Source organism: Cryptocyanus atlanticus LEGE 06306 (assembly GCF_056633155.1).
On record NZ_JBSJOZ010000008.1, the window covers coordinates 21,993 to 47,098 of the forward strand.

Annotated in this window: 28 protein-coding genes; 6 read left to right on the forward strand and 22 right to left on the reverse strand. The window is 68.7% G+C overall.

Annotation, left to right across the window (positions count from 1 at the left end):
* Positions 1-24: 24 nt before the first annotated feature.
* The 9 genes from ACWJI7_RS09635 to csoS1 (ACWJI7_RS09675) form a co-directional block, all read right to left on the reverse strand.
* The gene (locus ACWJI7_RS09635; protein ID WP_479937489.1) at positions 25-495 is read right to left on the reverse strand and encodes a ferritin-like domain-containing protein; all 471 of its coding nucleotides are present in this window, start codon (positions 493-495) and stop codon (positions 25-27) included.
* A 5-nt stretch (positions 496-500) separates the two neighbouring features.
* Positions 501-1,127 carry an alpha-carboxysome major shell protein CsoS1 gene (gene csoS1, locus ACWJI7_RS09640; protein WP_479937490.1) on the reverse strand — a complete coding sequence of 209 codons (627 nt, stop codon included), beginning with the start codon at positions 1,125-1,127 and terminating at the stop codon, positions 501-503.
* A 46-nt stretch (positions 1,128-1,173) separates the two neighbouring features.
* Positions 1,174-1,425, reverse strand: coding sequence for a carboxysome peptide B (locus ACWJI7_RS09645; protein ID WP_479937492.1), 252 nt, complete (start codon positions 1,423-1,425; stop codon positions 1,174-1,176).
* Complete coding sequence (gene csoS4, locus ACWJI7_RS09650; protein ID WP_479937494.1) at positions 1,425-1,700, reverse strand: alpha-carboxysome shell vertex protein CsoS4; 276 nt, start codon at positions 1,698-1,700, stop codon at positions 1,425-1,427. Before csoS4 ends, ACWJI7_RS09645 begins: the two co-directional genes overlap by 1 nt.
* Before the next feature lies 1 nt (position 1,701).
* Complete coding sequence (locus ACWJI7_RS09655) at positions 1,702-3,261, reverse strand: carboxysome shell carbonic anhydrase (RefSeq protein ID WP_479937496.1); 1,560 nt, start codon at positions 3,259-3,261, stop codon at positions 1,702-1,704.
* Positions 3,262-3,299: 38 nt separating this feature from the next.
* Positions 3,300-5,702, reverse strand: a complete 2,403-nt coding sequence (gene csoS2, locus ACWJI7_RS09660; RefSeq protein WP_479937498.1) for an alpha-carboxysome scaffolding protein CsoS2 — start codon at positions 5,700-5,702, stop codon at positions 3,300-3,302.
* Positions 5,703-5,815: 113 nt separating this feature from the next.
* A complete protein-coding gene (locus ACWJI7_RS09665) occupies positions 5,816-6,157 on the reverse strand; it encodes a ribulose bisphosphate carboxylase small subunit (protein WP_479937500.1) in 342 nt (113 codons plus the stop codon).
* 91 nt (positions 6,158-6,248) lie between these two features.
* Entirely contained in the window at positions 6,249-7,661 is a 1,413-nt protein-coding gene (locus ACWJI7_RS09670) for a form I ribulose bisphosphate carboxylase large subunit (RefSeq protein ID WP_479937502.1), read from the reverse strand.
* A gap of 68 nt (positions 7,662-7,729) precedes the next feature.
* On the reverse strand, positions 7,730-8,041 hold the full coding sequence (gene csoS1, locus ACWJI7_RS09675; protein ID WP_035828781.1) for an alpha-carboxysome major shell protein CsoS1: 312 nt from the start codon (positions 8,039-8,041) through the stop codon (positions 7,730-7,732).
* A 305-nt stretch (positions 8,042-8,346) separates the two neighbouring features.
* Here csoS1 (ACWJI7_RS09675) and ACWJI7_RS09680 point away from each other — a divergent pair, with 305 nt between their 5' ends.
* The 3 genes from ACWJI7_RS09680 to bchL all read left to right on the forward strand — a co-directional run bounded on the left by ACWJI7_RS09680 (position 8,347) and on the right by bchL (position 12,335).
* Positions 8,347-9,600, forward strand: a complete 1,254-nt coding sequence (locus ACWJI7_RS09680) for a ferredoxin:protochlorophyllide reductase (ATP-dependent) subunit N (RefSeq protein ID WP_479937503.1) — start codon at positions 8,347-8,349, stop codon at positions 9,598-9,600.
* Entirely contained in the window at positions 9,591-11,228 is a 1,638-nt protein-coding gene (locus ACWJI7_RS09685) for a ferredoxin:protochlorophyllide reductase (ATP-dependent) subunit B (protein ID WP_479937505.1), read from the forward strand. The genes ACWJI7_RS09680 and ACWJI7_RS09685 overlap by 10 nt, the downstream gene beginning before the upstream one ends.
* Positions 11,229-11,381: 153 nt before the next feature.
* Positions 11,382-12,335 (forward strand): ferredoxin:protochlorophyllide reductase (ATP-dependent) iron-sulfur ATP-binding protein, encoded by a 954-nt coding sequence (gene bchL / locus ACWJI7_RS09690; RefSeq protein WP_479937506.1) that lies wholly within the window; start codon positions 11,382-11,384, stop codon positions 12,333-12,335.
* A 46-nt stretch (positions 12,336-12,381) separates the two neighbouring features.
* On the opposite strand, the gene ACWJI7_RS09695 is transcribed toward bchL, so the two are convergent.
* The 5 genes from ACWJI7_RS09695 to psaM form a co-directional block, all read right to left on the reverse strand.
* Complete coding sequence (locus ACWJI7_RS09695; RefSeq protein WP_479937507.1) at positions 12,382-13,269, reverse strand: hypothetical protein; 888 nt, start codon at positions 13,267-13,269, stop codon at positions 12,382-12,384.
* Complete coding sequence (locus ACWJI7_RS09700) at positions 13,266-13,775, reverse strand: hypothetical protein (RefSeq protein WP_479937508.1); 510 nt, start codon at positions 13,773-13,775, stop codon at positions 13,266-13,268. The genes ACWJI7_RS09695 and ACWJI7_RS09700 overlap by 4 nt, the downstream gene beginning before the upstream one ends.
* A gap of 8 nt (positions 13,776-13,783) precedes the next feature.
* Positions 13,784-14,725: a protochlorophyllide reductase gene (locus ACWJI7_RS09705; protein WP_479937509.1), complete on the reverse strand. Its 942-nt coding sequence runs from the start codon at positions 14,723-14,725 to the stop codon at positions 13,784-13,786.
* 201 nt (positions 14,726-14,926) lie between these two features.
* The gene (locus ACWJI7_RS09710; protein WP_479937510.1) at positions 14,927-15,418 is read right to left on the reverse strand and encodes a hypothetical protein; all 492 of its coding nucleotides are present in this window, start codon (positions 15,416-15,418) and stop codon (positions 14,927-14,929) included.
* Positions 15,419-15,477: 59 nt separating this feature from the next.
* Positions 15,478-15,582: a photosystem I reaction center subunit XII gene (psaM, locus tag ACWJI7_RS09715; RefSeq protein WP_185465391.1), complete on the reverse strand. Its 105-nt coding sequence runs from the start codon at positions 15,580-15,582 to the stop codon at positions 15,478-15,480.
* 89 nt (positions 15,583-15,671) lie between these two features.
* Between psaM and ACWJI7_RS09720 the strand changes: the two genes are divergently transcribed.
* Complete coding sequence (locus ACWJI7_RS09720; RefSeq protein WP_479937511.1) at positions 15,672-16,163, forward strand: CRR6 family NdhI maturation factor; 492 nt, start codon at positions 15,672-15,674, stop codon at positions 16,161-16,163.
* Here the strand turns inward: ACWJI7_RS09720 and ACWJI7_RS09725 are convergent.
* Positions 16,144-16,905 carry a TSUP family transporter gene (locus tag ACWJI7_RS09725; RefSeq protein WP_479937513.1) on the reverse strand — a complete coding sequence of 254 codons (762 nt, stop codon included), beginning with the start codon at positions 16,903-16,905 and terminating at the stop codon, positions 16,144-16,146. The genes ACWJI7_RS09720 and ACWJI7_RS09725 overlap by 20 nt on opposite strands.
* Before the next feature lie 24 nt (positions 16,906-16,929).
* Here ACWJI7_RS09725 and ACWJI7_RS09730 point away from each other — a divergent pair, with 24 nt between their 5' ends.
* A complete protein-coding gene (locus tag ACWJI7_RS09730) occupies positions 16,930-17,694 on the forward strand; it encodes a lipoyl protein ligase domain-containing protein (RefSeq protein ID WP_479937514.1) in 765 nt (254 codons plus the stop codon).
* Here ACWJI7_RS09730 and ACWJI7_RS09735 read toward each other — a convergent pair.
* Positions 17,691-18,917, reverse strand: coding sequence for a site-2 protease family protein (locus ACWJI7_RS09735; protein ID WP_479937516.1), 1,227 nt, complete (start codon positions 18,915-18,917; stop codon positions 17,691-17,693). The two genes, ACWJI7_RS09730 and ACWJI7_RS09735, sit on opposite strands and share 4 nt — an antisense overlap.
* Before the next feature lie 80 nt (positions 18,918-18,997).
* Between ACWJI7_RS09735 and ACWJI7_RS09740 the strand changes: the two genes are divergently transcribed.
* The gene (locus ACWJI7_RS09740; protein WP_479937518.1) at positions 18,998-19,681 is read left to right on the forward strand and encodes a phosphoribosylanthranilate isomerase; all 684 of its coding nucleotides are present in this window, start codon (positions 18,998-19,000) and stop codon (positions 19,679-19,681) included.
* Positions 19,682-19,723: 42 nt separating this feature from the next.
* Here the strand turns inward: ACWJI7_RS09740 and folE are convergent, their stop codons facing one another.
* From folE to ACWJI7_RS09770, 6 genes are all read right to left on the reverse strand, one after another.
* A complete protein-coding gene (folE, locus tag ACWJI7_RS09745; protein WP_479937519.1) occupies positions 19,724-20,467 on the reverse strand; it encodes a GTP cyclohydrolase I in 744 nt (247 codons plus the stop codon).
* 8 nt (positions 20,468-20,475) lie between these two features.
* Positions 20,476-21,186 (reverse strand): SDR family oxidoreductase, encoded by a 711-nt coding sequence (locus ACWJI7_RS09750; RefSeq protein ID WP_479937521.1) that lies wholly within the window; start codon positions 21,184-21,186, stop codon positions 20,476-20,478.
* A gap of 24 nt (positions 21,187-21,210) precedes the next feature.
* Complete coding sequence (locus ACWJI7_RS09755) at positions 21,211-22,203, reverse strand: acetyl-CoA carboxylase carboxyltransferase subunit alpha (RefSeq protein WP_479937523.1); 993 nt, start codon at positions 22,201-22,203, stop codon at positions 21,211-21,213.
* 62 nt (positions 22,204-22,265) lie between these two features.
* Positions 22,266-23,315, reverse strand: coding sequence for a long-chain acyl-[acyl-carrier-protein] reductase (locus ACWJI7_RS09760; protein ID WP_479937525.1), 1,050 nt, complete (start codon positions 23,313-23,315; stop codon positions 22,266-22,268).
* A gap of 125 nt (positions 23,316-23,440) precedes the next feature.
* Entirely contained in the window at positions 23,441-24,145 is a 705-nt protein-coding gene (locus ACWJI7_RS09765) for an aldehyde oxygenase (deformylating) (RefSeq protein ID WP_479937658.1), read from the reverse strand.
* A 140-nt stretch (positions 24,146-24,285) separates the two neighbouring features.
* A complete protein-coding gene (locus ACWJI7_RS09770; protein WP_479937528.1) occupies positions 24,286-25,080 on the reverse strand; it encodes a creatininase family protein in 795 nt (264 codons plus the stop codon).
* Between the last annotated feature and the right edge of the window lie 26 nt (positions 25,081-25,106).

A 25,106-nucleotide genomic window follows, 5' to 3' on the forward strand; every position in this document is an offset into this window, starting at 1 on the left:
CCAGGGATCTGGACCGTCAGGGACTCAGAAGGTGGCCCGTTGCGGCAGCTGGCGGTCACGGGCCCCGTCGAGCTTCAGGAGCCAGGCGTCGAGCTCCTGGCCATGCTGCCGTTCCTCCTCCCAGAGGGCCTGGAAGAAGGTGGCGTCGTCCGGATCACCGATCTGGACGCAGAAACGGGTGGCCTCCGCGTAGTGCTGGATAAGACCGTCCTCCAGGAGGGCGTTCTGGCGCAGCAGGCCCACCAGGTCGGCGGCGGTGCTGACTGGACGCAGCTGGGAGGCCGACGGGGCCACCCCCAGCCGCAGCATCTGCTGCACGATGCGTTCGGCGTGCTGCAGTTCCTCGACGGTTTCGTGACGGAACCGCTCGGCCGCGGTGGTGTCCCCCCAGAGGGAGAGGAGGGAGGCCTGGGTCATGTACTGCTGCACGGCCGAGAGCTCCAGGCTGAGGGCACGGCCCAGGTAGCCCAGCACCCTGGGATGCACGCTCACCATCGCGCTCAGCTCCTGCGGTCAGCGCCGCTGTAGCCGATGGCGGGTTCCACTTCGCTGTGGGGACGAGCGATGATGTGGGCGGCCACCAGGCCGTCACCGACCCGCTCGCAGGCATCGGCCCCGGCTCGCACGGCGGCGTTCACGGCGCCGGTTTCGCCCCGCACCATCACGGTGACGTAGCCGCCCCCCACGAACTCTCGCGAGACCAGGGTGACTTCGGCGGCCTTGGTCATGGCGTCGGCGGCCTCGATGGCGGGCACGAGGCCACGGGTCTCGATCATGCCCAGGGCGATGCCGTGCGGGGTCGGGTCCATGGCGGTAGGGGAGGGTGAAGAAGGGGATGGAGCGGCGCCGCCGGAGCGACGCCCGGATCCGGCCGATCGGCTGGAGGCGGGCGCCGAGCGGCGGCTCGGGCTGGAACTGGAGGCGCTGGAGGGGGCTGGTGGTTCCGCGGCCGCCGCGGACTCGGAGGCCGGGACGGGGGGCTCCGGACTGGCGGCCGGCAGGGCCTTGGGGGAGACCGGTGAATTGGCTGCGGCGGGTTCTGAGGCAGCGGTGGCGGTGGTTCGGCTCACACCCCGGCTGGAGCTGGTACGCCGGGAGGTCGGTTGGCGGGAGGAGGGTGTGGCCATGGATGGATCAGCTCGGACAGGGGGGGAGAGGTGCGGCGGGGGGGAGTCACCCGTCCGGGTCCCAGAAGTCGATGATGCCGGCGATGGTGAGGTCGGTCTGGGTGTCGGGATCCTCGCAGGCGAAGCGGGCGGCGGAGCCGCTGGCGGTGAACACCCAGTTGCCGGGGGAGGCCCCGACCTGATCCACCGCGACGCTGAGTTTTCCCTTGCCGGAGCGGAGCACCCGCAGATTGCAATGCCTCAGTCCGTCCACCCGCTGGGTGCAGATCAGGGAGCCGGTCACCTGCATGATCTCCATCAGGGCGCCACCGCCGGGGGGGAGGTGCCGGCCTCGGGATCCCAGTGATCGATGATTCCCACGATCGTCAGATCACTGGGATACGACTTGCTGCCGGCCGCTTCCCGGGCGGCCGAACTGCCCACGCAGATCACCCAGTCGCCCGGGATGCAGCCCACGGCGTCGACCGCCACTTTCTGGGTGCTGCCATCCAGCACCACCTGCAGATGCCGGTGTTCGAATCCGGGGATGCGGTTGGTGGACACCAGGGGTTTGATCACCTTGCAGATCAGCATCTCAGTGACCCCCCGCCTGTTGGAGCACGATCGAGGAGCCGATCGCTTCGGCCGGGGCATGTCGGTCGCGGTCGTGCACGGTGAGCAGCGTGTGCAGCAGGCCCTCCCGGCAGAGATCGGCGTAACGGCTGCGCAGGGCGTCATCCGTGCGGCGGCAGTGGAACACGGCCCGCTCCCGGGCACCGGGAACGGTGCCGTGGTAGTCGAAGCGCACCACCACCGGGATCGGCAGCCCCCGGGAGACGTTGAGCCCCTGAAAGATCATCACCCCCACGTCCAGGTCGGCGGAGCCTTCCTCCACCGTGTCCATGTGGGCGAAATAGGTGAGGTTGCGCAGATGGATCTCCTTGAAGCCGATGCCCACGCCGATGAACCGCTCGGCGTGGCCGGCATCGGCATAGGTGCCGGTCTGGGTCGTGCGCACGTAATCGATCTGGGAGAGGTTGTGCTCGATCAGTCGGGCGATCAGGCGCACCATGCCCGAACTCCCCGCGCCGTCGCCGGCCGCCTCCTGCACCAGGCTCAGGAGCCGGTCGCGGGCCGCCTCGGCGCCCAGGGTCGCGGTGGCGGCATGGACGTCGCGGGCATCCAGCCAGCGCTCCAGATCGGTGCTGCCGTCGCCCGCGGGCACATGCACGCGGATCGCGTCGGTGTCGGTGTCGAGTCCGATCAGCAGCAGATCGACCGAGGCTCCGCAGCAGAAGCTGTTCTCCACCGCCTGCTGGAAGTCCTGGAGGCGGGCCAGCCCGGCGGCCGCCGCCAGGGCGTCATCGGAGCCATGGGCGGCGCAACCCTGGTGCGTCGGATCGCGGGAACTGAAGTGATAGATCACCACCTTCAGGTAGCGGGTGGGATCGTGGGCCGGATTCGGCCGTGCTTCCCGGAAGCGCAGATGTTCGGTGCGGACCCAGCGATCGACGGTGTTTTCCACGTCGAAGAGGGCCCCCGCATGGGGGCGGCGGCGAACGGAGCTGTAGGGCAGCCGCAGGACATAGCTGATCGCGTGGGCAAGCCGGCCGTCGGCGCAGGGGCTCACATCCAGCAGGTGGAAGCCGCAGGAGAGCAGAAAGGCATTGAAGCTCTCGGCGGCGGGGCTTCCCTCCTGGCCCTCCAGTGGATCCTCGCGGAAGAAGGCGGCGCTCACCTGTTCATAGGTTTCGAAGACGCACCAGGCGAACAGACTGCGCATGTCGAGCTGGCTGACCCAGGCTTTCTCCAGGATCTGGATCGGCAGGTCGAAGCCCAGCTCGGAGCGGGCCTGGGCCTGGGCCCGGGCGACGAAATCGTCGTCGTGCTGCAGGGCCGACAGGCGTTTGAGCACGGGCACGATCCGATCGAACGCTCCCTTGACCGCCGTCTCGTACTGCTCCAACCGGCCGTTGGCGGCGCGGTCGGTGAGCGGATGGAGGGCGATCGGCGGGCGTTGGCGTGCCCCGCTGGCCGGGGGGAAGCTCCCGCCGGCCGGTGAGGGCATCAGGCTGTCCGGTTGTCCGGGGCGCCGGGGGGGGGCGGTGGGGGCCAGGGGGCGCTCGGTGAAGCCATGGCGGCGAGGACGGGGCACGATCTAGCGCGGCGACAGGGCGGGAGAGGGGGTGGTGCTCAACCGCGGGCGCCCCCGGAGACGGTGATGAGCGACCCCTTGTCGGTGTTGCCGCTGGATCCGGTCACCCGGCTGACGGGCTGGGTCACCTCCTCGTTGCGCTTGGGCAGGACTCCGGCCATGGCATGCATGGGCCCGCTGCGGGTCGGGTTCCGACGCCGGGCCGAGACGCCCTCGGTGCCGGTCACATGCTTGCCCCGGTCCCAGTCGTCGCCGGTGATCTTCAGGCCGGCGGAATTGCCCTCCCCGGTCACCCGGCTGACTGGTCGTGCGTCCTCATCGACACTCACGGGAGCGGCGAGGGGAGGGGCGACGGTGGCGGGAGCCGGTGAGTACGGACGCATGACCGAACCCATCGCCCGCAGGGGAACCTCCTCCTGGGGCGGGCGGCGGTCGAAGCGGAACTGCTCGGTGCCGGTGACCCTGTCACCGGCCAGGTCAAAAGGGCCGGTGACTCGGGCGCTGGTTTCGTATCGGGTGCCGGTGACGGCATTGCTGCGCTCGCGCTGCTGATGGGCGGCCCGGGCCGGGGATTGCACGCTGAATCGCTGCCAGGGCTGCTCCTCCAGGGGTTGGGGGAAATCGGCGTCGTGGCCCTGGGCGGCGCCGCAGGCCTCGTTGTACTGATCGACCCCCACATAGGGGGTGCCGGACACCGGCTCGCAGGCGCCTTTGCCGGCGCCGGTCATCACTCCGCCGATCCCCGGCTGGAGACCACTCAGCCGGGGGCCCGGGGTGCCGGCCCGCACGGGGGTGCGCTGGCGGATGGTGCGCACCGATTCGGGAGCGCACCATTCACCGGCCTGCTCGAGGCCGGCATAGGGGGTGCCCGTCACGGCCTTGCAGGTGCCCGGTTCATCCCCGGTGACCCGGGGCGAGCGGCCGGTGCTGGTGCCCGAGACCACCAGTTGCTTGTTGGTGAGGCTTAGGTTCACCTTGGCCGCCTCCGCTTCGGGGCGGGCGCCGCAGAAGCTGTCGTACTGCTGGCTGCCGATGTACTCGTCTCCGGTGACGCGCTTGCAGGTGCCGGGCTCATTGCCGGTGACCTTCTCACTGCGCCCCACCAGGGTGCCCGTGATGCCGGTGCCCCGCAGGGTCTGGACCGACCCCACCTTCGGAGGGGCCTGACCGGCCGTGGCGATCGAGTCCTGCCCCACGTACTGGGTGCCGGTGGTCCGTAGACGGGAACCGTGCTCGTCGCCGGTGACCTTCTCGGAGCGGCCCACCATGACGCCGGAGACGGGACGGCCGCCGACGGTCTGGCCGAGCCCGACCTTGCGCGGGGTCTGGGGAGCCACACCGCAATAGGCGGCGGACTGGTTGGAGGAGATGTATTCGGTGCCGGTGACGCTCTTGCAGGTGCCGGGCTCATCTCCGGTAACCTTTTCGGAACGGCCCACCTCGTTGCCGGTGACCCGGTTGCCGTGGCTGGTGGCTGTGACGGCCACCTTGGCGGGCTGCAGGGGCTGAGGGTCGCTCTGGCAGAAGGAGCGGAAGATCTCGGCACCCATGTACTCCGTGCCGGTGATCGGCCGGCAGGTGCTGGCCTCGTTGCCGGTGGTCTTCTCGGAGCGGTTGGCCTGGGTGCCGGTGACCACCTGCCCGCGGATCGTTTCGCTGGCCCCCACTTTCCAGTTGGCGTCCTCGGCGCCGGCCACCTTGTTGATGCCCCGGCGGGGCCCCGTGGGGCGGGTGCCGCCGGAGCGGCAGACGCCGGCGGAGCCGTTCTTGCTCTTCAGATCACGGATGCGGTGGGCCAGCTCCCGGCTGCTGATGTCGGGATGGAACTGACGCACCACCGCCGCGGTGCCGCCGGTGCTGGCGGAACTGGCGGATTTCCCCCGCTTGGAGAGGGCCTCACGCCGGGCCATCACGATCGCCCGGCTGGGGTTGAACTGGGCGGAGCGCTTGGGGCCGCCCCGGGGACCCTGGGCGCGGCGATCGGAGCCGGCGGCAGGAACCTCCAGGGAGAAACCGGGGCCACGGCTGGGCTGGGCGCCCTGGGCGGCGGGGGCGGCAGCGGCCGGACTACCCGCCGGAGTGGCTACGGGCCTGATCGGGGCGACGCGGGTCCTGTCCCGGCTGGTGTCGGCGCGCTTGCCCCGCTTGCTCAGGGCTTCGCGGCGGGCGAGCACCAGGTCACGACTGGGATTGCTGATGGCGCTCCGGTTGATGGATCGGGGGAGTGAGGCCGGGGCGCTCCCCCAGGCGGGTGCAGCGGCCGGTGGTGCCGGCTCGGCCCGCACCACGGCGGCGGGCACCGTGGTGCGGCTGGGTCTCGTCTCATGAGCGCCGCGCACCCGGTTGGCACTGGTGGCATAGCGCTTCTCAGCCGTCTTGCCTGCCGTGGAGAGCGCCTTCCGGCGTGCTAGGGCCGCGTCGCGACTGGATTGAGTTGCCATGTCCGCCCGGGGATAAACGACCTGATGGGAGAACGGCCGGTCCGGATCGGACCCCTGGCCGTTGCTGGGTGAAGAGCGTGATGGGGTCCCGGCGTCAGGCGGGACCCCGGCGATCAGCGGGCTTCGAAGACCACGAAGCAGGAGCCCTGGCTCTGGGTGTAGGCGTCGTAGCCGACCAGACGCACGTGGTGGTCGGGGTAGGCACGGTGGCATGCCTCCAGTTCACTGACGATCACGCCCAGATCCTTCTCACCGAAGAAGGGCAGCTTCCAGAACGACCAGTAGGTGGCCATGGAGCGGCTGGGGTGCACGTGCTCGACCAGGGGGCTCCAGCCCTGGGCGATGATGTAGGCGATCTGGTCGTAGATCTCGTCCTGGGACATCGGCGGGAGGAAGCCGAAGGTCTCCAGGGTGGCGACTGTTTGGTAGTCACCCACGGTGCTCTTGAAGGGCATGGGGATCCTTGGATGGAACGGATGGATGCGGGGGAACCGGCTGGGGTTCCGGGGAGGCGGGAGGGCCTTCCCCGGAGGACATCAGCCGCGGTCAGCTGACGTCGAGCTTGTCGACGGTGTCGAACTCGAACTTGATCTCCTTCCAGGTCTCGAGGGCGATGGCCAGCTCGGGGCTGTGCTTGGCGGCTTCCAGGAGGATGTCGCGGCTTTCCTTCTCGATCTCGCGACCGGCGTTGCGCGCTTTGACGCAGGCTTCGAGGGCCACCCGGTTGGCGGCGGCGCCGGCGGCCGAACCCCAGGGGTGGCCGTGGGTGCCACCACCGAACTGCAGCACGGAATCATCGCCGAAGATCGCCACTAGGGCGGGCATGTGCCAGACGTGGATGCCACCGGAGGCCACGGCGAAGACGCCGGGCATGGAGCCCCAGTCCTGGTCGAAGAAGTTGCCGCGGCTGCGGTCTTCGGGGATGAAGGATTCCCGCAGCTGGTCGATGAAGCCGAGGGTGGTCTGACGGTCGCCCTCGAGCTTGCCCACCACGGTGCCGGTGTGCAGCTGGTCGCCGCCGGAGAGGCGCAGGCACTTGGCCAGCACCCGGAAGTGGATGCCGTGCTTGGGATGGCGGTCGATCACCGCGTGCATGGCACGGTGGATGTGCAGCAGCATGCCGTTCTTGCGGCACCACTTCGACAGACCGGTGTTGGCGGTGAAGCCCCCGGTGATGTAGTCGTGCATGATGATCGGCTGCCCGAGTTCCTTGGCGAACTCAGCCCGCTCATACATCTCCTCAGGAGTGGCGGCGGTGCAGTTGAGGTAATGGCCCTTCTTCTCACCGGTTTCCTGCTGGGCCGATTCCACGGCTTCGGCCACGAACTCGAAGCGGTTCTGCCAACGCTGGAAGGGCTGGGAGTTGATGTTCTCGTCGTCCTTGGTGAAATCGAGGCCACCGCGCAGGCATTCGTAGACCACCCGGCCGTAGTTCTTGCCGGAGAGGCCAAGCTTCGGCTTGATCGTGCAGCCCAGCAGCGGACGGCCGTACTTGTTCATCCGGTCGCGCTCGACGCAGATGCCGTTCGGCGGGCCGGGGCAGGTCTTGATGAAGGCCATCGGGAAGCGGATGTCTTCCAGACGGAGGTGGCGCAGGGCCTTGAAGCCAAATACGTTGCCCACCAGGGAGGTGAGCACGTTGGTGACGGAACCTTCCTCGAACAGATCGAGGGGATAGGCGACGAAGGCGTAGAACGATTCCTTGTCACCGGGGACGTCTTCGATCCGGTAGCAGCGACCCTTGTAGAAATCGAGGTCGGTGAGAAGCTCGGACCAGACGGTGGACCAGGTGCCGGTGGAGGACTCGGCGGCCACGGCGGCGGCCACTTCTTCCTTGGGAACTCCTTCCTGACCGGTGACCTTGAAACAGGCCAGCAGGTCGGTGTCGAGGGGGACGTAATCAGGAGTCCAGTAGGTGTCTCTGTACTCCTTGACCCCGGCGTCGTACTTCTTGCTCATGGGGGAAATCTCCTGTGGGTCGGGTGGGAAAGACGGGATCGCCGCGCTCCATCAGGGCGCTTCGGATCTCAGTCCTTGGAGCCCAGACCGAAGTTGCTGTTCAGCGCCGGCTCGACTTCACGGTGGGGACGGGCGATGATGTGGGCGGCCACCAGGCCGTCACCCACGCGCTCACAGGCATCGGCACCGGCGCGGACGGCGGCGTTCACGGCACCGGTTTCGCCCCGGACCAGCACGGTCACGTAGCCGCCACCAACGAATTCACGGCCGATCAGGCGCACTTCGGCAGCTTTGGTCATGGCGTCTGCGGCCTCGATGGCGGGCACGAGGCCCCGCGTTTCGATCATGCCGAGGGCGATGCCCATGGTTTCATTCGCCATTGCCTACTCCAGAAAGGTTGGGGGAAGGTTCGATTAGGACCATGCTCGGCGGCCTACCCCGCCGTCAAGCGATTTGGGTGCTTTGGCCCATCACGGTCTCTCGTGGCAGCCATCAGCGTTGCTGATCAGTTCCCTCCGAAAGTTAAGTCCTGTTAAGAACTGAATCGCCCGTGGACGTGGGGTGGGAAGGAGGCTCGCCCGGTCCGAGCGGGGTCGCCACGGCCCTGTTCCCGAAGACTTGTCAACAGCGCGGGGTTTGGCCGCCGGTCCTGGCTAGTCCGGTGTCGATCCAACGGTGTGAGTCCATGGCCCAGACGTCCAGCCTGCCGCCGGTGCTGAAGGAGAGCGGCCAGCGGGAAGTGTTCTGTGGCCTCACATCGATCGTCTGGCTGCATCGGCGCATGCCCGATGCCTTCTTCCTGGTGGTCGGCTCGCGCACCTGCGCCCACCTGATTCAGTCGGCGGCCGGCGTGATGATCTTCGCCGAACCCCGTTTCGGCACGGCGATCCTCGGCGAGCGGGATCTGGCCGGCCTGGCCGATGCCAACGAGGAACTCGACCGGGTCGTGGCCGATCTGCTGGCCCGTCGCCCCGAGATCCGAACCCTCTTCCTGGTGGGCTCCTGCCCCTCGGAGGTGATCAAGCTCGACCTGGCCAAGGCCGCCGAGCGGATCTCCGAGCGGATGCGGGGCCGGGTGCGGGTGGTGAACTACTCCGGCAGTGGCATCGAAACCACCTTCACCCAGGGGGAGGACGGTGCCCTCAGCGCCCTGGCCCCCCTGCTCCCGGCCAGCGACGCCCCCCAGCTGCTGCTGGTGGGCACCTTGGCCGATGGGGTGGAGGAACGCTTCCTGGCGCTGTTCGAGCGGATGGGCCTCGACGGGGTGCGCAGTCTCCCTCCGCGTCAGTCATCCGACCTGCCTCCGGTGGGCGCCCAGACCCGCCTGCTGGTGACCCAGCCCTTCCTGAGCGATACGGTGCGGGCGCTGGAGCGCCGCGGTGCCCGCCGCATCGCGGCCCCCTATCCCCTCGGAGTGGAGGGGAGCTGCGCCTGGATGGCGGCGGCCGCCGCCGCCTTCGGCCTTGATCCGGAGCGGGTGGCTGCGGTGCTCGATCCCCTGGCCGAGCGGGGTCGTCGGGCCCTGGCCCCCTTCCGTGCCCGGCTGGAGGGCAAGCGCCTGTTCCTGCTGCCCGATTCCCAGCTGGAGATTCCCCTGGCCCGTTTCCTCAGCCGGGAGTGCGGCATGGAACTGGTGGAAGTGGGCACCCCGTACCTTGACCGCCAGCTGATGGCCGAGGAGCTGCCGCTACTGCCGGATGGCACCCAGATCAGTGAGGGTCAGGATGTGGAGCGCCAGCTGGAGCGCGTGCGCGCCAGCCGTCCCGATCTGGTGGTCTGTGGCATGGGTCTGGCCAACCCGCTCGAGGCCGAGGGCTTCGCCACCAAATGGTCGATCGAGCTGGTGTTCAGCCCCATCCACGGCTGTGACCAGGCCGCCGACCTGGCCGAACTGTTCGCCCGCCCCCTCAACCGCCGCGACCTGCTGCAATGGAACTGACCCTCTGGACCTACGAAGGCCCCCCCCACGTGGGCGCCATGCGGATCGCCACCTCCATGGAGGGGGTGCACTACGTGCTGCATGCCCCCCAGGGGGACACCTACGCCGATCTGCTGTTCACGATGATCGAGCGGCGCGATCGACGCCCCCCCGTCACCTACACCACCTTTCAGGCCAGGGATCTGGGCGGTGACACGGCCGAACTGGTCAAGACCTCGATCCGGCAGGCGGTGGAACGGTTCCGGCCCGAGGCCCTGCTGGTGGGGGAGAGTTGCACGGCCGAACTGATCCAGGATCAGCCGGGCTCCCTGGCCGCCACCATGGATCTGGGCGTTCCTGTGGTGAGCCTGGAGCTTCCCGCCTACTCCAAGAAGGAGAACTGGGGGGCGGCCGAAACGCTCTATCAGCTCTGCCGGGGTCTGCTCCGGGAGAGCCTTCCCGCCCCGGGCACCCCCAAGCCCAGAGCCGATCGCTGGCGGGAGGAGGGCCGGCGGCCCCGGGTGAATCTGCTGGGCCCGAGCCTGCTCGGCTTCCGTTGCCGCGATGACGTGCGCGAACTGCGCAGCCTGCTGGACGAGCACGGCATCGATGTGAACGTGGTGGCCCCGTTGGGGGCCCGGCCCGCCGATCTGATCCGCCTGCCCCTGGCGGACGCCAACCTCTGCCTCTATCCAGAGGTGGCAGCCCCCCTGTGCGGCTGGCTGGAGCGCAGTTTCGGCACTCCGGTGGTGCGTACGGTCCCCATCGGCATCGGCGCCACCGGCCGCTTCCTCGAGGAGCTCCACACCGTGCTTGGGCTGGAGTCCCCCTCCCGCGGCGAGGCCGACCGGCGCTCCCGGCTGCCGTGGTATTCCAAATCGGTCGATTCCACCTACCTCACCGGCAAGCGGGTGTTCATCTTCGGCGATGCCACCCACGCCATCGCCGCCGCCCGGATCGCGGCCCATGAGCTGGGGTTCAGCGTGGTGGGGCTGGGCACCTACAGCCGCGAGCAGGCCCGGGAGGTCCGCGCCGCGGCGGCCGAGCTGGGGCTGGAGGCCCTCATCTCCGATGACTATCTCGCGGTGGAGCAGGCCATGGCCGAAGCCGCGCCCGAGCTCGTGCTCGGCACCCAGATGGAGCGCCACAGCGCCAAGCGGCTCGGAATTCCCTGCGCGGTGATCAGCACGCCGCTGCACGTCCAGGACGTGCCGGCCCGGTACTCCCCCCAGATGGGCTGGGAGGGGGCGAACGTGATCTTCGATGCCTGGGTCCATCCGCTGATGATGGGACTGGAGGAGCATCTGATCGGCATGTTCCGCCATGACTTCGAATTCGTGGACGGCCACCTCAGCCACCTGGAGGGGGCCTCGGCCCCATCGCCCCAGCCCGTCAGCGCGGCGGCCGCCCCTGGGGACACTCTCCCCGTTGCAACCGGGCAGGAGGCTGCTGGGGTCATCCCGCTGAGCGCCCCACCCGAAGGGGCCGAGCTGCGCTGGGCGCCGTCGGGGGAAGCGGAACTCTCCCGCATTCCCTTTTTCGTGCGGGGCAAGGTGCGTCGCAACACCGAGGCCTACGCCCAGGAGCACGGCGTGGCGGAGATCACCGATGAAACGTTGTATGAAGCCAAGGCCCACTTCAGCCGTTGACGCGGGCTTCTGGCGATCGGCCCCAGGCCGGTCGGGTGTGCGTCTCCACACGGGAATCCGCTGATGTTTCGGATTATCCAGGAGCTCACAGGTGTTCCCCGCCCTGCTCTTTGATGTCTGCACTGCCGATCCTCACTCGGTCACGCACTTCCCATGACAACAACCCTGCCGCCCAAGCAGACCCCAGCGTCCTCCCCCTCCATCCGGTCTGCCGCCGGTTCGTCCGGAGCCCGAGGCCGTGCCGACGGGGAGGGCAGTCTGCAGGTGCATCAGGACGCCTCGATGCACATCGAGGAAGGAGCCCTGGTGATCGCCGTCTACGGCAAAGGGGGCATCGGCAAATCCACCACCTCGTCGAACCTGTCGGCCGCCTTCTCGAAGCTGGGCAAGCGGGTCCTGCAGATCGGATGCGATCCCAAACACGACAGCACCTTCACCCTGACGCACCGGATGGTGCCCACCGTGATCGACATCCTCGAAACGGTGGACTTCCACACCGAGGAACTGCGCCCCGATGACTTCGTCTTCGAGGGCTACAACGGGGTGATGTGCGTCGAATCCGGTGGACCACCGGCGGGCACCGGCTGCGGTGGCTACGTCACCGGTCAGACCGTGAAGCTGCTCAAGGAGCACCATCTGCTCGAAGACACTGACGTGGTGATCTTCGATGTGCTGGGAGATGTGGTCTGCGGAGGCTTTGCCGCCCCACTCCAGCATGCCCACTATTGCCTGATCGTGACCGCGAACGATTTCGACTCGATCTTCGCGATGAATCGGATCATGCAGGCGATCAACGCCAAGGCCAAGAACTACAAGGTGCGTCTTGGCGGTGTGATCGCCAACCGCTCAGAGGAGACCGACCAGATCGATCGCTTCAACGAGCGCACGGGTCTCCGCACCATGGCCCACTTCAAGACCGTGGATGCCATCCGCCGCTCACGCCTGAAGAAATGCACCATCTTCGAGATGGAGGAGGACACCCCCGAGGTGCTCGCCGTTCAGCAGGAGTACCTGAATCTGGCCCGACGCATGCTCGAGGATGTGGAGCCCCTGGAGGCCGAACCCCTCAAGGATCGGGAGATCTTCGACCTGCTCGGGTTCGATTGATCGCTGTGGTTGGGGTCGCTCCTCTGGAGCCACGCTGCCTGCGGCCTCAGATCTCGGCGGTGGCCCGCTCCACCAGTCGGCGGGCCACCGCCTGCACGCCGGTGTGGGCGTAGGTGTCGGTGAAAGCATCCAGGAAGCTGGCGAACTGATCGAGGCGTCCCTGCCAGGGCCCCATGGTGCCCTCCACCGCCTGCACAGCCTTCCGGGTGCTGAGGCCCAGTTCCGTGGCGAACCCTCCGGCCCAGTCGAGCCACTGCTCCACCCCCCGGCGCAGGAAGCTGAGGTGGGCCTGGTCCCCACGTCCCGGGATCAGGCCCGCCATCTTCCGGTAGGCGGGCAACCGGTGGAGATCCCGCTGACTGGCCGAGCCCAGCAGGCCGTCCAGCGTCTGAAGGGCCTGGTCGCCCAGGGGGAGCAGCGCGTCGAAACAGATCAGCGCCGCCATCCGCACCCGGGCCTCGCCGGCGTAGTCCCCCAGGGCGGAGCCGAATGCGGCGAGGCTGTCGCCGGGCAGGCCGTTCACCTGGGTGAAGGCCAGCAGTTCGGCCCCCACCTTCAGACTCAGATCCACCGCCTGGAGCTTCCGGGCAGGAGGGGTGAGTCTGGCGATCCGCTGCAGCAGGGGCAGCCCCGCACCGAGGCTGCCCAGCAGCCGCAGGCCTCCGGTGGCGTGCTGGGAGCGGTTCACGGCGTCGTAGAGGCTGAGGGCACGGCCGTAGCCTTCCTGGCGCGCGGCGCTGAGCGTCTCGGCCCGGCCCCGCACCTGGCTGATCAGCACCGGGTCGTCGCTGCCCAGCACCTCCCGGATCAGGGTGTCGGCGCTGGTGATGTTGCTCCAGCCCCCCGGCACCAGGGTGGCGATCCCCTGCAGGGCCAGCACGGTGAGTCCCCGTCGCGGCAGCCGTTCCAGCCGTTCCAGCACGCTGCGGCTCATGCGGAGGGGGCGAAGTCCGGCCGCAGGGCCGCCAGCCCCTCCAGATCAAAGGCGGCCAGCAGGTCATGACGGCGGCCGGGGTCCATCGGCTCGCCCTGGCCGATCACCTTCAACTGGAAGCGTTGAGCCACCAGGAGGGCGCTGGCCTGGTCGCCCTGGTCCACCACCGGCCAGCCCCCGATCCGCTCCTGGCTGGCATCGAATTTGCCGAGGGCCTCCGGGGCCCTGCTGGTGTCGGAGATGGCGAGCAGGGCCAGCACCCGGCCGTCCCGCTTGAGCTTCGCCTCGCTGAAGCCCCGCTTCTCCTGGGTGAAGATCACTTCCTCGCCCGGACCGGCAGCTGGAAAGAGGCGGTTGAAGGCCGTGCCGTTGACCGCTTCCTGCCGGGCCGGATCGGCCCCGGTGCCCCCGGGCAGCCAGTCGGCGAAGGGCAGCAGCACCACACCCGCCAGCAGCACCGCCCCCGCCAGCAGCACCGCCAGACTCCATCGGATCGTCGCTTTCATGGATCGGCTCAGCTCAGCCCGACCAGGTGCATCGAAAGGTCCCAGGTTCGGGCGGCCGTGGCCGGATCGCTGGCTTTCTCCGAGAGCTCCTGCACGAACTGCTTCCCCCCCTGCTTCTGGCGGTTGCCCCAGCTCCAGTGGGCCCCCGACTGGGCGAAGCCGGGGTCGGCCACCACATCGGCCACCCGCTCACCGGCCAGCTCCTGGGTCACGTAGCCGCCGGTGATCGCTTTCTGGAACCAGGGGAAGATCGTCTGGAACGCCTTTGGGGTGTGCCGGAAGAGCGGGGTGTCGGCAACGCAACCGGGGTAGAGCGAGGTGAACACGATGCCGCTGCTGGCGTGCAGACGCCGGTGCAGTTCCTGGGTCGTGATCATGTTGCAGAGCTTGCTGTCCTTGTAGGCCTTGCCGGGTTTGAATCGCTTCCCGTCAGCCATTGCGATCGGGGCCTGGAAGCCTGCGGCGAGCCCGCTCAGATCCCCCAGATCGGCTGGGGCGGGAATCGGGATCTTGCCGCCGAGTTCCTTCGAGTTGGCTGTCACCGTGCCCAGAATCACCAACCGGCGGGAGGCATGGGTCGAGCGCTGCAGGTCGTTGAGCAGCAGCTGAATCAGCAGGAAATGGCCCAGGTGGTTGGTGGCCATCGACAGTTCGTAGCCCTGGGGCGATCGCTCCGGCTGCTTCAGACGGGGCTTGTAGACCGCGGCATTGCAGACGAGTGCATCAAGGGGGCGCCCGGTGGCGTGAAAGGCCACCACCAGTTGCCGCACGCTGTCAAGATCGCCCAGATCCACCTGCAGATGCGTCATCGAGGCCTCCGGAATGGCCAGGGACGCCGCCGCTGCGCGGGCCTTGGCCAGGTCACGGCAGGCCAGCACGACGTGCCAGCCCCGGGCAGTGAGGGCCTTGGCGGCATAGAGACCCACCCCCGAGGATGCACCGGTGATCATCACGGTGCCGGCCGAAGCGGCGGATCCTGACGGGACCGGGTTTGAGCCGGCTGCGTCGGCCGGAACTGCGGAGGGATCGGACGCCATCGGCGCAGGTCGGTTCAAGGCGTTTCAACCTAGGGATGACCCGCCGGATCCATGCCCGGGATCAGCCGAAGATTCAACACACGGACACGAACAAGAGGGGTCCGGCCGGGGCCTTCAGTCCTGCGGCGCCGACGGGCTGGCGGTCGCACTGACCAGGTTGGGACGGGGGGTCTTCACCGGATCGTTCCAGACGATCCGCAGCCGATTGGGAGCGATCCATTGATCCTGTTCCCGGATCAGCCGCCGTTCTCCGTCAGTGGTGAACAGTTGGTCGAACCGCTCCTGGGCCTTGCGAAGTTTCGCCTGTTCAATATCGAGAATGGCACTGAGTTCCCCATGGCGATCCAGGCGCTGCTGGTAGGCCCCGGCCAAGTGCATGAGGCTGAGGCCGGCGAGAATCGAAAGCCCGAGTTTGACACTCAGGCCAATCACACTGCAGAGCAACTCCTGCCGTTCGCTTGAGGGGATGAGCCCTGGGGCCGGGTTGATTCGCTCCGCCCCGTTGGCGGAGGTCCGCCGACTCTGGCGCTGGCGCCCTGGGGAGGCGGAGCGCCGCTCGTCCGGCGGGAACGGACAGACCTGCTGGGCGACGGCCAAGGGGAGCACGGGGGGAATGGCCTGCTTCTAGCAGCTTCCGGCCATGCTGCCAAGGGCTCCCCCGGGGTTCAGGCCCGGTAGAGACTGACGCAGAGGCGCACGGCCAAGATGCCGGCGTGGGCGGCGACGACCAGAGCGATCAGCACCTCTGCCTGGCTGAGTGTTGTGACCATGACCGGCGACGGGAAGCGGATGTCGCCACCATTGTTCGGCTCGATCAGGTCCCTGGCCGTGTCCCGGCTGCGGGCTGTCACAGCTCTTGATGCCCACCCCCCCCCTGTCGCTCCACCTCGACGCCGCCGCGATCCGTGCGCTGGACCTGGCCCCGCTGCTCCCCTGGGGCGCCCTGCCGGCCGCCGCCCTGCTGGAGCACTGCGGCCAGCTGAACCTTGCGTTCGACTGGCCCCGGGCGGCCGACGATCCGCGGGAGCTCTCCGAACTGCCCGAACTGCGGCTCTGGAGCCTGCGGGCGGATGCCCTGCACCCCTGGCTGCCGCTCCTGCTCGATCGCAGCAGCGGCCAGCTCTGCCGCCACGTGGCGATGCTGCTCCCCCATGGCTTCAGCCGCAATGAGGGAATCCGCTTCGCTCCCGAGAGCCTGGAGCTCTGGATCACCCATCGCTGCTTCCTGCTCGATGCCTGGAGCCGGCGGGAGGGTCTGGGGTGCCGGGAAGGACTGGGCCAGATGGCCGCCGTGCTCGGCTTCGAGCTCGATCCGTCCTTCTGGAGCCCGCTCAGCCCACCAGCAGGCTGAGTGCCCTCCGGCCGCTGTCGATGGCCAGGACGGCGGTCAGCACCCGCAGCAGCCCGACCAGGACGGTGTCGCTGACCCGCTCCAGCCGGGCCGCCGACCACCGGGCCGCCAGGGCCGCGCTCCCCCCCAGCAGCAGTGCCATCCCCCCCCGGGCCCGTCCATCGCCCAGAAACTCCAGTGAGGCCGCCGCGGAGGAGCAGAGCACAGCCAAGGTGCTCAGGCGGATGGCCTGGCGGATCGGCAGCCGTAGCCCCCGGATCATCAACGGCACCATCAGCAGGCCGCCACCGACCCCCAGCAGGCCTCCCGCCAGGCCGGCCACGCCGCCCACCCCGGCCAGTCCTCGCAAGGGAGTGGCCGGGGGATCCACCTCCTCGCTCACCTGCGGTGGGTCCGTGATCGAGACGGTCAGGCTCGCGTAGAGCACCGCCTGCAGCGCCAGCAGCTGCCATCCGGCCAGGTGGTGCCCCAGCCGGCTGAACAGCAGGCCGCTGAGGGCGGCGCTGAGGCCGATGGCCAGGATGGGGCCACGCCGGATCCGGCCCTGCCGCAGGTGCACCCAGCTGCCGCCGAAGCTGGTGGGCACGATCGCCACCGTGCTCGTGGCCAGGGCGTCGTGCGGGGCCAGCCCCAGCAGCAGCAGCATCGGCGCGAACACCAGTCCCCCCCCGATGCCCAGCAGTCCGGAGAGCAGGCCCGCCAGCAGGCCGAGCGGTACCAGCGTCAGCAGCTCGCCCACCATGGTCCGGGTCCGTGCCCTTGAGGCTTGAGCGCTCCAGCATCCCCCAGGGCCCCCCTTTATCCGCCGCACTGGCGCTGGATTCCGCCGCTGCGTCTCGCCGGCGACTGGCAGATGGCGATCGACGACTGGCTGCTCGACCAGCTGGTGGCCGGGCGGAGGGAGCCGGTGCTGCGGCTCTACGACTGGTCGGTGCCCACCTTGTCGCTGGGATTCCACCAGCGCCGGATCCCCCACTCCTGGCGCCGCGCCGGGGCCGAGGGGCGTCTGGCCCTGGTGCGGCGCCCCAGCGGTGGCCGCGCCGTTCTGCATGCCGGCACGCTCACCTATGCCCTGCTCTGGCCCGAGGCCCCCCGGGAGCGCTCCCGGGCCTACCGGATGGCCAGCGGCTGGCTGGTGGAGGCGTTGGCACCCCTGGCCCCCCCCCTCGGCTACGGCCAGGCTGGGCCCGCCCTGGAGCGGCAGAGCTGTTTCGCCACCAGCACCCCGGCCGATCTGATGGAGCCCGGCGGGGCGAAACGGATCGGCAGTGCCCAGCTCTGGCGCCGGGGGCATCTGCTTCAGCACGGCTGCCTGCTGCTCGATCCCCCCGAGCCGCTCTGGCGGGAATTGTTCGGTGCGCCGCCCCCGGCCCTGGCGCCGCTCCAGATGGCCCTCGCCGAACTGGTGCCTCGGCTGCGCCGCTCGGCCGGGAGGGCCCTGGGGGGCGGACCCCTGATGCACCGCCCGCTTGCGGCCTGGGAGTGGGAGGCGATCGATCGCCGCCGTCACCGCTTCCGGCTCCAGCCCTAGCTCTCGCCGGCATCAGCCATGGCGCGGGCCACCTGCCCCAGGGCCAGACCGAGGGGATAGCTGCGCTGGCGTCGGGCGGCCTCCACCAGGGGCGGCGGCAGCCGCAGGCCCAGCCGGGACAGCACCGCTTCGGAGAGTTCGGGACGCTCGATCGTGCCACTGGGCAGGCCGGCCGAGCCCAGGACCAGGAGGCGATCGACGCCGGGCTCATCGAGCTGGAGGGCCGCTTTCCAGAGGGGGGCCTCGTCCTCGATGGTGGGCAGGCTGCTTAGGGGCCTGAGGTGATCCCCCACCCGTTCCGTCTCCCAGCGCTGCACCGGCAGGGTGGTGAGGGGCTCGTCATCGATGACGCCTTTCCAGCGGCCCCCGTCACAGACCAGGATCCAGTCGGCGGGGGCCGTGTCCTCGCCCCGCCGGACTCGGCTGAGCTCCTGCAGGCTGGTGCCGGCCTCGAGCACCCGGAAGCGGCGGCGGGCGGCGTCGGCCACCCGCAGGTCCCGCAGGGCCTTCTGGAGGGCCAGCAGCTGGGTCTGGTTACGGGAGGAGCCCAGGCCGAACCAGCCCAGCAGAATCAGCCAGATGGCCCCGACGCCGGCCCCCCGCAGCAGCAGAAGGGCGCCCATGGCCACGGCCATCAGGGAGAGAAACCGGCCAATGGCCGCCGCCACCTGAATGCCTCGCCGCTGGCTGCCCGTCCACTGCCAGACCAGCGCCTTGACGATCAGACCCCCATCAAGGGGCAGACCCGGCAGCAGATTGAACAGGGCCAGCACCAGGTTGAGACTGCCGAGCTGGCCCACCATCACCCCCAGCAGTGGAGACAGATGGGTGACGGCATGGCCACTGCCCAGCAACAGGGCCGCCAGCAGCAGGCTCACCAGGGGACCGGCGGCGGCCACCTGCAGGGCGCCCATGGCCGTGCTGCATTCGCGCTCGACGCTCGCCACTCCCCCCAGCAGGAAGAGAGTGATGCTCCGCACCTTGACCCCATGGGCGATCGCCACCAGGGAATGGCCCAGCTCATGCAGCAACACCGAGACGAACAGCAGCAGGGCGGTGCCGAGGGAGAGCGCCCAGAGGCCGGCGGCGGAGGCCTGGCCGGCCAGCTGGAGGCCGTACTGCTGCTGGAAGGCGAGCGTGGCGAGGATCAGGATCACAAACCAGCTGGGGTGGATCCTCAGGGGGATGCCTCGGATCTTCAACAGCTGCCACCCGTCACCCACGCGCCCTGGTTCCGCGATGCCCCAGGAGTGCCCGAGGACGTGTGAGTCGATCCTAGAAACAGTGAGCCTCCCCCTTCGCCGTGCCCACTCCCAAGCTGAAGATCTGTGGTCTGCGCACCCTCCGCCAGGCCAAGGCCGTGGCCAGCCTGGGGGTGGATGCCATCGGCGTGATCGCGGTGCGCTCCTCCCCCCGCTGGCTCGAGCCCTCCCGTCGCCCGGCCCTGTTCGGGGCCGTCGGCGCGGCCCGCCGCGCCTGTCGGGGAGTGCTGGTGGTGGCGGATCCCGGGGATGACGATTGGCCGGAGCTGGGACCCGAGCAGGGCCATCAGGTGCTCCAGCTGCATGGGTCGGAAAGCCCCTCGCGCTGCTCGGCCCTGGGTCTGGACCTGGGTTGTGCCATCTGGAAAGCCCTGCGCATCCGCACCGCCAGCGACCTCGACCTGGTCGAGCGCTATGCCGGTGCAGTGGAGGCCGTGCTGCTCGACGCCTGGGTTCCCGACCAACTGGGGGGCAGTGGTCGGCGGATTCCGCTCGAATGGCTCGATGGTTTCGCCCCCTCCATGCCCTGGTGGCTGGCGGGGGGGATGGGGCCGGAGTCGGCGGCCGCCGTGCTGAAGCGGGTACGACCCCATGGGCTGGATGTGTCCAGCGCAGTGGAGGTGTCCCCCGGGATCAAGGACCTGGGCCAGGTCTCAGCCATGCTGCGGGCCGTGCACGGTGCCGCACCGGATTCCGGCTGGACGGCGGCTGAGCCGATGGGGTGATCGGGGAAGGCCAAGCCCGGCGCCGGAGGGGCGGAGAGGACCTCAGGTGGAGAGCAGGGCTTCCTGCTGGCGCACCAGTTCGAAGAACTCCTGTTTGAGGCTGGGATCGTGGCGGAAGTCACCCCGCATCACGGAATTAACCATGCTGGTCTGGGGTTCCTTCACGCCGCGCCACTTCATGCAGTAGTGCTGTGCCTTCACCAGAATCGCCAGCCCCTGGGGCATGCAGAGCCGCTCGATCTCGTCGGCGAGAATCATCACGGCCTCTTCTTGAATGTGGGGGCGAGAGAACACCCAATCGGCCACGCGGGCGAACTTGGAGAGGCCAATCACCCGATCGCCAGGCTTGATGCCGATCCAGCAATTTCCCAGGATCGGCACCAGATGGTGGGAGCAGGCGGAGCGCACACTGATCGGGCCGACGGTGTAGATCTCGTCGAGTTTCTTGACGTTGGGGAAACTGGCGATCTTGGGTTGTTTGTGATACCGACCTTTGAAGACCTCATGCAGATACATGCGGGAGACGCGCTCGGCCGTCTCCTCGGTGTTGTGGTCGTTGTCGATATCGATGACGAGGCTGCGGAGCATCTCACGCACCTTGCCGGCCACTTCAATCTCCAGCTGCTCCAGTTCACCGTCGAGAAGGTGGTCCGCCACGTTGTCGTTGGCGAAGAAGGACACGCCCGCGGCCTGCAGACGGTTGCGGATGCGCAGGCTCACCGGGCTCGGACCTGCCTCCGGCGCGATGGATCGGGTCAGGGGGCTGGTGGGGAGGGTGGAGGTCATGGATGACTTCAGAAAGCGCCAGAGGCGGGCATGAGGGTCAGATCCTCCACCACCTGGGACGGAGGCTGCTGAGCAAGGAACAGCAAGGCTTCCGCGGCTTGAGCGGGGTCAAGCATGGCACGGCGATCGAAGGAACTGTGGACGGTTTCCGTCACCCAGAGCGGCGTATTGACGGCGCCCAGGGTGAGCGTGCAGACACGGATGCCGTGGGATCGTTCCTCCGCTGCCAGGCAGCGGCTGAACGAGGCCAGGGCGGCCTTGGTGGTGCAGTAGGCCCCCCAGTCGGGGAAGGCGTTGTGAGCGGCATGGCTGCTCACGTTGATGAGCAGCCCCGCTTGGGAGTGGCGCAGGATGGGCAGAACGGCCTGGCAGACCTGGAAGATGCTGGTGAGATTCAGCTGGATCAGCCATTGCCACCGGCTCAGCTCCATCGCGGCCAGCGGGCCGGTGTAGGCCGCGCCCGCGTTGTTGATGACCACCGTGGGCTCGAGCCCACGACCGAACAGCTCCTGCAGGGCGGGAGCGATGGCTGAGGGATCACTGAAATCAATGGTGGCGGTTTCCACCCGTCGCCCCTCGGCCCGGGGGCCGGCGGCGACGGTGTCCAGATCCGAGGCGGTGCGGGCGACCAGGAGAAGATCCCAGCCCGCTGATGCGAAGCACCGAGCGGTGGCCGCACCAATGCCCCGTGAGGCACCCGTGATCAAGACTGCGGCCAAGCGAAGCGTGTGTCGAAACGAACCTTAAGAGCTGAACGAGGATTCTGTGGCCCCGTCCCCCTCCAGCACCCGTCCCATGCGGCGGAACTTGCTGTACCGCTGGTCGATCAGCTCGGTGATGGGCAGGCGCCCCAGCTCCTCAAGCTGGCTTTGCAGCGCCGCCCGGAGGGTCTCCGCCGCTTGCAGAGGTGCCCAGTGGTTGCCGCCGGAGGGCTCGGGCAGCACGGTGTCGATCACTCCGAGCTGGAGCAGATCGGTGGCGGTGATGCGCAGGGCCGCCGCCGCCGCCGGGGCCTGGGCCGCATCCCTCCAGAGGATTGAGGCGCAGGCCTCCGGGCTCGCCACGGTGTAGACGCTGTGCTCGAACATCAGCAGTCGGTCGGCCACCCCGATCCCCAGGGCTCCGCCGGAGCCTCCCTCCCCGATCACCGTGGCGATGATCGGCACCCGCAGGCGGAACATCTCCCGCAGGTTGACCGCGATGGCCTCCCCCTGGCCCTGCTCCTCGGCCAGCAAACCGGCATAGGCCCCCGGAGTGTCGATGAAGCTGAGGATCGGCAGGCGGAAACGGTCGGCGTGATCCATCAGCCGCATCGCCTTGCGATAGCCGCCCGGTGAGGCCATGCCGAAGTTGCGGGCCACGTTCTCCTTCGTGTCCCGGCCTTTCTGGTGTCCGAGCAGCACCACTCCCTGGTCGCCGATCCGTCCGATGCCACCCACCAGGGCCTGGTCGTCGGAGCCGCGCCGATCCCCGTGCAGCTCAAACCACTCCTCGGTGATCACCTGGATGTAATCGAGCGTGCTGGGCCGTTGGGGATGGCGGGCCACCTGGATCTTCTGGGCCGGAGTCAGGGACTGGAAGATCTCCTCACGGCGCCGGGCCGCCAGGGTTTCGAGCTGGAGCAGCTGCTGGCTGACGTCAACCTCGGAATCCCTGGCCAGCTGGCGGATCTGCTCGATCTGCTGCTCCAGCTCCACCAGGGGTTTTTCGAAATCGAGCAGGGGACGGCGGGCCATGGGTGGAGCGGCGCGTGGCGGGGGGCGAGGCGGGAGGGGGCGCGGGCCCGTTGGGGGTCTGCTCAGGCCACGGCGGCGAGCGGGCTGAGGCGGGAGGGATCGAGCCCCAGCACTTCAAAGCCGTGACGGACGGAGGCGGCGCCGATGCGTTCCATCCGCTCAATCGTGATGTTGTTGCGGCCCCAGCTGAAGTTGGTGTGAAGTCCTTCGAACTCGAGCAGGATCGCCTCGGCGAAACAGGCGAACATCTGCCGGCGTGGATTCTCCATGTCGGCCACCTCCATCATCTGCCAGTCGATGTCACTGCCGAAGGCGACGATGCCTCCCTTGAGCACATGCACGCCGTTGCCGGCGACCTTGGTGTCGAGATTCTTCGGATAGCCGCCGTCAATCATCAGGCAGGGATGGCGCAGGCTCCGCCCATCGATGCTCAGGGTCTGGGGGAGGCTCGCGACCCACACCACCACATCGGCCTCGGGAAGGGCCTCCTCCAGGGAGAGGATCCGACCGCCGCCCAGTTCGCTCTGAAGGTCGAGCAGGCGCTGACGCTGGCGAGCCACCAGCAACAGCTCGGCCACCCCGGTGCGCTGGATCAGCCAGCGGCAGACGGCGCTGCCGATGTCGCCGGTGGCGCCCACCACGGCCACCTTCGCCCGGGCCAGATCGAGGCCCAGCAACGGGGCGTTCTGCTCCACCTGGCGGCAGATCACCCAGGCGGTGTGGGTGTTGCCGGTGGTGAAGCGATCCCATTCCAGCGTGGTGGAGCGGATCTGCTGGAACTTGGAGAGGTCGAAGTTCTCGAAGATGATCGAAGTGAATCCCCCCAGGGCCGTAATGGCGATCCCGTTCTTCTGGGCCAGCTCCATGGCGTTCTGCACCTTGCGGGTGGCTGTCTTGAACCGGGAGAGCATCTCCGGCACGAAGCAGGAGTCGATGTAGGCCCCTTGGATGGTGGCGCCGGTCGGGCTGGTGATGCTGACGGTTTCCAGCAGCTGGGGCGGAGCACTGCACCAGACATCAAGGTCTCCGGTGGCGAACTCCTCGAACCCCAGGGTGAGAGCCTTGCGGCGTGCCTCGTCAAAACTGCTGGAGTGACCGATCAGACCAAACATGGAGAAGCGACCCGTTGCAGACCGAATGGGAGGACGTGTGCCACCGGGTAGCGCACGCTACATGCTCCGGCCTGGCGAGGGACCCGTGGCCGGCCCATCGCCAGAGGGGAGCCGGAATGCCGGCCTCAGCCCACCAGGGCGGCGGCGGCCATGCGGGCGATCTCCCGGCTGCTGAAGCCGATCTCGGAGAGGGCCTCCTGGTAGGCGATCAGGAAGTCCTCGATCAGACCTTCCTTCTCCATGGCGAGCACCGCGGCGTCGTCGGCGACCCGATCAAGCATGCGGCGCACATGGGGCAGATTGTCGCGGTTGGCCTGCTCCAGCTCGGCCCGGCTCGACTCCAGATTGGCCTTCAGCCATTCCTGCCCGTAGTTGAGATGGGTGTACTCATCCTTGACCACCCCTTCGGTGATCTTCCTGGCGAAGGGATCGGCGACCGGGATATAGATGTGATAAGCGGAGATGGCGAAGGCTTCGATCAGCAGGGCCTGGATCAGCAGGCAGGTCACCACCTTCCCTTCGGCGAGGGCCGCCTGGAAATTGTCGTGAAGGGGGGAGAAGAAGTCCCGGGCGAAGGGCATGTCGGCCTCCACCTCCAGGTTGCGCCCGCAGGCCTGGAAGCCGCGCATGTGCTTGAGCTCCATGCGGGCCAGGCGGGCCAGCTCCTCGGCCTGGTCGGGCAGGAGGCGCCCCAGGGACATGTAGTTATCGTGAGCCTCCTGTTCGCCCTCGATCACGATCGCATTGATCCGGCTGTAGGCGTCCTTGTAGAGGCTGCTGCTGAAATCGGGAAGGCCGGCGATCATGCCGTCGCCGCTGCCGGCGGCCATTGACACCGCTGCCGCCTCGGGGGCAGCGGTTGAGGCCACGGAGCTGTCGAGGGTTGGCATGACTGTCGTTCCTGAGTTCTCGTGAGGGCGACTGTAACCATCTCCGGCCCGAATGGCTCAAGCCACCGGGCTGATCCGGTTCAACCGGGCGCGGGCCAGCGGCCGGACAGCAGAGCCGACAGCAGGTCCACCCAGCCGCTCACCAGCCGCTCGAACAGCTGCTCCCCCAGCTCCGCATCGGCCGCCGTGGTGTCACCCACCACCCCACTGGCGGAGAGATCGGCCGTCAGCCAGGCGTTCGGCACCGCCCCCTCCAGGCTCCATCCGGTCGGCGGCGGAACGGCGCGCTGGCCATCGCGGGGCCGGGCCGGTCCCACCAGCTCGGGGGCCAGATGCAGCATCAGGCTGGTCTCCGCCAGGCCGGCGTGGAGACCCTCGCTCCGCTCGGGCTCCGGCAGCAGGGAGCCGATACCCGGTGGGCCACTCCACAGAAAGCAGGGCAGCACCGCCAGCCGGGGGTGGGCGGCGCGGAGCTGGCGGGCCGCCACCTGCAGCAGGGCGATCTGGCCGCCGTGGGCGTTGAACAGCACCAGCCGCTGGAAGCCGGTGCGGGCCAGATCGGCCCCCACCGCCATCACCAGGGAGAGCATCAGCTCGGCCGGCAGGCTGAGGGTGCCGGGGAAGGCCCCATGCTCCGGAGAGAAGCCGAGGCTGAACAGGGGGAGCCTCCAGATCGGCAGTCCGTCGGGAAGCCGCTCCAGCACCCGTTGCAGCACCCGTTCGGCGAACAGGGCATCGGTGCCGAGCGGCAGCTGGGGACCGTGCTGCTCCACGGCGCCGAAGGGCCAGACCACCGTGCTGCCCTCCCGGGCGGCGGCTGTTCTGGCCTCGGGCCAGCTCAGACACTCCAACGCATGAGCTGGTCGTGAATCCATCGGCTCCGGGGGCTGATCCTTACAGT

What these genes read in the sequence shown, in the direction of transcription:
- psaM (WP_185465391.1), bottom strand. Translation starts at nt 15,582, where the DNA reads ATGGTCACAACACTCAGCCAGGCAGAGGTGCTGATCGCTCTGGTCGTC.
- ACWJI7_RS09765 (WP_479937658.1), bottom strand. Translation starts at nt 24,145, where the DNA reads ATGGCCGCCGGCAGCGGCGACGGCATGATCGCCGGCCTTCCCGATTTC.
- csoS4 (WP_479937494.1), bottom strand. Translation starts at nt 1,700, where the DNA reads ATGCTGATCTGCAAGGTGATCAAACCCCTGGTGTCCACCAACCGCATC.
- csoS1 (WP_035828781.1), bottom strand. Translation starts at nt 8,041, where the DNA reads ATGGCGAATGAAACCATGGGCATCGCCCTCGGCATGATCGAAACGCGG.
- ACWJI7_RS09760 (WP_479937525.1), bottom strand. Translation starts at nt 23,315, where the DNA reads ATGTTTGGTCTGATCGGTCACTCCAGCAGTTTTGACGAGGCACGCCGC.
- ACWJI7_RS09755 (WP_479937523.1), bottom strand. Translation starts at nt 22,203, where the DNA reads ATGGCCCGCCGTCCCCTGCTCGATTTCGAAAAACCCCTGGTGGAGCTG.
- ACWJI7_RS09680 (WP_479937503.1), top strand. Translation starts at nt 8,347, where the DNA reads ATGGCCCAGACGTCCAGCCTGCCGCCGGTGCTGAAGGAGAGCGGCCAG.
- ACWJI7_RS09695 (WP_479937507.1), bottom strand. Translation starts at nt 13,269, where the DNA reads ATGAGCCGCAGCGTGCTGGAACGGCTGGAACGGCTGCCGCGACGGGGA.
- ACWJI7_RS09635 (WP_479937489.1), bottom strand. Translation starts at nt 495, where the DNA reads ATGGTGAGCGTGCATCCCAGGGTGCTGGGCTACCTGGGCCGTGCCCTC.
- ACWJI7_RS09725 (WP_479937513.1), bottom strand. Translation starts at nt 16,905, where the DNA reads ATGGTGGGCGAGCTGCTGACGCTGGTACCGCTCGGCCTGCTGGCGGGC.
- folE (WP_479937519.1), bottom strand. Translation starts at nt 20,467, where the DNA reads ATGACCTCCACCCTCCCCACCAGCCCCCTGACCCGATCCATCGCGCCG.
- ACWJI7_RS09720 (WP_479937511.1), top strand. Translation starts at nt 15,672, where the DNA reads ATGCCCACCCCCCCCCTGTCGCTCCACCTCGACGCCGCCGCGATCCGT.
- ACWJI7_RS09685 (WP_479937505.1), top strand. Translation starts at nt 9,591, where the DNA reads ATGGAACTGACCCTCTGGACCTACGAAGGCCCCCCCCACGTGGGCGCC.
- ACWJI7_RS09770 (WP_479937528.1), bottom strand. Translation starts at nt 25,080, where the DNA reads ATGGATTCACGACCAGCTCATGCGTTGGAGTGTCTGAGCTGGCCCGAG.
- ACWJI7_RS09705 (WP_479937509.1), bottom strand. Translation starts at nt 14,725, where the DNA reads ATGATCACCGGTGCATCCTCGGGGGTGGGTCTCTATGCCGCCAAGGCC.
- ACWJI7_RS09700 (WP_479937508.1), bottom strand. Translation starts at nt 13,775, where the DNA reads ATGAAAGCGACGATCCGATGGAGTCTGGCGGTGCTGCTGGCGGGGGCG.
- ACWJI7_RS09665 (WP_479937500.1), bottom strand. Translation starts at nt 6,157, where the DNA reads ATGCCCTTCAAGAGCACCGTGGGTGACTACCAAACAGTCGCCACCCTG.
- ACWJI7_RS09645 (WP_479937492.1), bottom strand. Translation starts at nt 1,425, where the DNA reads ATGGAGATCATGCAGGTGACCGGCTCCCTGATCTGCACCCAGCGGGTG.
- csoS1 (WP_479937490.1), bottom strand. Translation starts at nt 1,127, where the DNA reads ATGGCCACACCCTCCTCCCGCCAACCGACCTCCCGGCGTACCAGCTCC.
- csoS2 (WP_479937498.1), bottom strand. Translation starts at nt 5,702, where the DNA reads ATGGCAACTCAATCCAGTCGCGACGCGGCCCTAGCACGCCGGAAGGCG.
- bchL (WP_479937506.1), top strand. Translation starts at nt 11,382, where the DNA reads ATGACAACAACCCTGCCGCCCAAGCAGACCCCAGCGTCCTCCCCCTCC.
- ACWJI7_RS09670 (WP_479937502.1), bottom strand. Translation starts at nt 7,661, where the DNA reads ATGAGCAAGAAGTACGACGCCGGGGTCAAGGAGTACAGAGACACCTAC.